Genomic DNA, 2241 nt, shown 5'->3' with positions numbered 1-2241 from the left:
GGCGGGGAGTGAGGGGCCGGTGCTGGGACCGGCCCGGGCTCACGTCGTCGGGGGAGGCGGTGATGGGAGCCGTCAGTGCGCGCGGCGGGGCGTGGGGTCCTCGCGGACCTTGAGCCGCGGCTTGGGCAGGCGCAGGCGGCGGAACTGGAGCTGGCGCATGGCCGCGTACATTCCGATGCCCTTGACGGCGGGGTCGTCGGGGAAGTACTCGGCGGCGCGCCTCTTGACCGTGCGGCCCACCATGACGCCCTCGGCGATGATGGTGACCATCATCAGCGGCCACAGGACGTAGGCCACGCCGATCTGGAACATCGGGATGTTGATGAACAGCAGCGCGATGATCAGGATCGAGAACGGCAGGAAGAACTCGCTGGCGCTGCGGCGCGAGTCGACGAAGTCGCGGGCGAACGCCCGGGCCTCGCCGAGGTCCTGCTGCCGGTAGTAGCGGGCCTCGTCCTTGGGCACGCCCTTGATCGCGGAACTCGCGGTGCCCCTGCCGCGTTGGCGGTCAAGACGGTCCCGGTAGGCCTGGTAGGCCTCCTTGCGCGTCTCGGGCGCCTTGAGCGGTCGGCGGGGGTTGGGCTCGGATTCCCTGCGCTTTGGGGTGGGAACACCCTTCTTGGGCGTGTATCCCTTAGGTTGGGTGGACTCAGTGGCCTCAGGGCTGGCGGATTCGGCGGAGGCCGGATCCGTGGCTGCGGAAGCGGAGCGACGTCGGAACACACCCACAGGGTAGCCGGTCATAGCTTTATGGCGACCGCGGGCCAGAGCGCGTAGGGTTGGGCAAAGCGCCCGCTGGGAACAGCCGATGTACGCACCGAGAAGGGGACGGCCACGCCGATGAGCGTGTTTCAGCGACTTTCGATGATCTTCAGGTCCAAGGCCAACAAGGCCTTGGACTCGGTCGAGGACCCAAGGGAAACGCTCGACTACTCGTACCAGAAGCAGCTCGAGCTTCTACAGAAGGTGCGGCGCGGTGTGGCCGACGTCGCGACCTCCCGCAAGCGCGTCGAGCTCCAGATCCAGCAGCTGGAGCAGCAGTCCGGCAAGCTGGAGAACCAGAGCCGCGCCGCCCTGACGCAGGGGCGCGAGGACCTCGCCCGCGAGGCCCTGACCCGCCGCTCCGGCCTGTCCCAGCAGATCGAGGACCTGCGCGGGCAGCACGCCAACCTCCAGGGCGAGGAACAGAAGCTCACCATGGCGGCCCAGCGCCTCCAGACCAAGGTGGACGCCTTCCGCACGCGCAAGGAGACCATCAAGGCCAACTACACCGCCGCCCAGGCCCAGACGCAGATCAGCGAGGCCTTCTCGGGCATCTCCGAGGAGATGGGCGACGTCGGCATGGCCGTCCAGCGCGCCGAGGACAAGACCGCCGAGATGCAGGCCCGCGCGGGCGCCGTGGACGAGCTGCTCGCCTCCGGCGCGCTCGACGACGTCACCGGCACCGCCAGGGACGACATCCAGAGCGAGCTGGACCGCATGGCCAGCACCACCGGCGTCGAGGCCGAGCTGGAGCGCATGAAGATGGAGCTCGGCCAGGGCAGCGGCGGTTCCACCCCCCAGATCGAGGGCGGCAACGGCGCCGGTAACACCGGCGGCACCGGTAACCGGGAGGGCGCGTGATCGTCCGCATCATGGGTGAGGGTCAGCTCGACCTCACCGACGCCGACCTGGAGCTGCTCAACTCCTTCGACTCCGCGCTGGAGTCGGCGATCGAGTCGGGCGACGAGGCCACGTTCCGCCGTGCCCTGCACGACCTCCTGGAGAGGGTCCGCGAGGACGGTCGGCCGCTGCCGCCCGACGCGCTGGAGCCCTCGCAGTTCATCCTCCCCCACGCCGACGCCACCATGGAAGAGGTGCGGGAGATGCTCCAGGACGACGGTCTCATCCCCGGCTAGGACCGGGTCCTCCGTCCGGCGCACCGCCTCCGTCCAGGTGTGCCCGGACCGGTGAGTGCGCACGGCGGGCCGGATCCCGGTCGGCCGTTGCGGCGCTCGGTGCCTGCGCGCGCGTTTCCAGGCCGCCGTGACCACGTGTCACGGCGGCTTTCGCGTGCCCGGGGGCGTACGCGCCCGCCCGGAGCGCACGTCCGGGGCGTACGCGGCAGGCCTGCGGCAGGCCTCGTGTGGCGTGCGTCGCCCCCGGTCCAGGAACCTCGGCGGGACCCCCGCCCGTTGGACGTGGTGGAGGGGAAAGGGAGAACACGGGGACCCGCGGTGCGCGTGGGGGACGGTCCGCCGA

3 protein-coding genes are annotated in these 2241 nt (G+C 70.6%); 2 read left to right on the top strand and 1 reads right to left on the bottom strand.

Going from position 1 to position 2241, the window contains the following annotated elements:
• Nucleotides 1-72 precede the first annotated feature (72 nt).
• Nucleotides 73-744, bottom strand: coding sequence for a DUF3043 domain-containing protein (locus DQW06_RS12235; RefSeq protein WP_013152002.1), 672 nt, complete (start codon nt 742-744; stop codon nt 73-75).
• 96 nt (nt 745-840) lie between these two features.
• On the opposite strand from DQW06_RS12235, the gene DQW06_RS12230 reads away from it, so the two are divergent.
• Both DQW06_RS12230 and DQW06_RS12225 read left to right on the top strand, forming a co-directional pair.
• Nucleotides 841-1623, top strand: a complete 783-nt coding sequence (locus tag DQW06_RS12230) for a PspA/IM30 family protein (protein WP_013152003.1) — start codon at nt 841-843, stop codon at nt 1621-1623.
• Nucleotides 1620-1898, top strand: a complete 279-nt coding sequence (locus DQW06_RS12225) for a hypothetical protein (protein WP_013152004.1) — start codon at nt 1620-1622, stop codon at nt 1896-1898. The genes DQW06_RS12230 and DQW06_RS12225 overlap by 4 nt, the downstream gene beginning before the upstream one ends.
• Nucleotides 1899-2241: the final 343 nt, after the last annotated feature.

The organism is Nocardiopsis sp. TNDT3, from assembly GCF_003427465.1.
Classification (GTDB): Bacteria; Actinomycetota; Actinomycetes; order Streptosporangiales; family Streptosporangiaceae; genus Nocardiopsis; species Nocardiopsis dassonvillei.
The sequence above is the reverse complement of the archived record's forward strand: the minus strand, read 5'-3'. Positions and strand labels throughout refer to the sequence as shown.

Bases quoted from the DNA above. Each gene is read 5' to 3' on its own strand.
- DQW06_RS12235 (WP_013152002.1), bottom strand. From the start codon at position 744: ATGACCGGCTACCCTGTGGGTGTGTTCCGACGTCGCTCCGCTTCCGCA.
- DQW06_RS12230 (WP_013152003.1), top strand. From the start codon at position 841: ATGAGCGTGTTTCAGCGACTTTCGATGATCTTCAGGTCCAAGGCCAAC.